Annotated in this window: 1 protein-coding gene; it reads left to right on the forward strand. The window is 38.0% G+C overall.

The window, feature by feature from the left end; genetic code table 11:
* Positions 1 to 691: 691 nt before the first annotated feature.
* A complete protein-coding gene (locus F3H20_RS19740; protein WP_149736548.1) occupies positions 692 to 1,483 on the forward strand; it encodes a hypothetical protein in 792 nt (263 codons plus the stop codon).
* Positions 1,484 to 1,751: the final 268 nt, after the last annotated feature.

A 1,751-nucleotide genomic window follows, 5' to 3' on the forward strand; every position in this document is an offset into this window, starting at 1 on the left:
GGTGATTTTTCTTTTTACCATAATTAAAACCTCCAAGTTCGGTGCTTCTATTTTACACCATCTTGGAGGTTTACACAGTTTTCGGGATAGTCTCAAAACAACCCTTATAAGCCTTATTCTTTATTTGCTCATACGAAGTGTTATGTCAGATAACAAAAAGGCTCGCCTGTAATTTATCCTTCTATATATTAATCCGTACAGTTTAGTCTTAATAAGGATAGTCATTTTTTAGGTGTTTTATGGTTTAAACCACTAATTTTTTAGTTCTTAGTCCACGCATAACCCCGCCCTATACCAAGATCTATTATTTAGATAGTCATTCAACCAATTCAATGGTACGGCATAAAAAACCATGTTACATTTTCAATTCCTGAAAATAAGGTAGAACCCGAAAGTTCAAGTTGAATTTTCGGGTTCTACCTTATTTGATGCTCTGACAGACTGTGCCATTGGCTTCTGCTTCGGTTTATTCTTCATGACATCCAGCCATTATTCTCTTTTCTTTTTCAAACAACGCTGCATCGGCTTTCCTTGGATTCATAGCAGCATTCCTGTTTACGATTCAATTGCATATATATAACTGCCAGGGGCTTAGCTCTTGGCAGTTATATATAAAGCGGCATGAAGTGGAAGGGATAATACGAATTATAGCGAAAGGAAATCTATGGTATAAAATGATGGAGGGATTTATATGCAAAGAAATTTACTAAAAGTATTAACGGGGGTTATGCTTAGTGGATTTTTACTTTTCGGTTATATTGCAAATGCTGAGGCGGCGCTATATACCAGAACTTTGACGGAAAATACAAGAATAACGCCGGCTGGAGTTATAGTGGCAACATGGTCTAATATCCCTAAGTTTAAGCAAGGAACCGTTGTTACGCTTAACGAGTATGGCGAGGTCTTTGAAGGTATATTAGCTGAAGATATAAGCTTGCCATATGAAAGCGGGACATCCCAGGATACGGTCAGGACAGCATACACGCCTGTCCCCTTCTATGTTTACTCTTATACAACGAAGGAACCAACGAATAGAGTTCTTCCATTTAAGGGTGGCACAAAAGTTACCTTCAATGATAAAGGTGAAGTTATTAATGGTACAATAAGTGGTTCTAATGAAAGTATCACCCTAAATCAAACAAATCATATACTTGTATCTAATGGGGAGATAAGTTTTCATAAAAATGGGATGGTTGCCATGTGCAATTTGTCCAGTGATTCCTACCTGCGGCCTGTCGGTTGGCTACAAATTTTAACGGAAAACTATTCAGATAACTCGGCTTGCTCTGGGCTTGTTGAATTCAAGGGTGGCAAACCAATTATGCTAAATGAGAAAGGTGAAGTACTCAAGGGCACCTTAAACAAAAATACCAAGCTGCTGTCACTAAGCGGTATTCTGTCAGCAGTCAGCATTAAGGCTTATGAAGCCGGCACTACGATAGAATTTGATGATAAAGGCATTGTTGTAAAAGCGTCGAAGTAACAGTGCGGTGAATTAACTGCCAAAGCTAGTCATTAATAACGTATAGTAATATCATGGGGATGATAAGTGTGTCATCCAAAGGGTAAATAAACTACCTCAACAGCCGAGAGCTACCATTCATAATAAAAAGATGTCTTGAAGCTCAATACAAGCTCCAAGACATCTTTCATTTATTTGGGTGTATCCCTGATTTTGTGTAAACTCCAAATAGCATAAAAAAGAGCAATATTTTTTAAGAGGGCAAAACAGTCAGATAGGCTGATTGCCC

This window comes from Propionispora hippei DSM 15287 (assembly GCF_900141835.1).
Taxonomy (GTDB): Bacteria; Bacillota; Negativicutes; order Propionisporales; family Propionisporaceae; genus Propionispora; species Propionispora hippei.

What these genes read in the sequence shown, in the direction of transcription:
- F3H20_RS19740 (WP_149736548.1), top strand. Translation starts at nt 692, where the DNA reads ATGCAAAGAAATTTACTAAAAGTATTAACGGGGGTTATGCTTAGTGGA.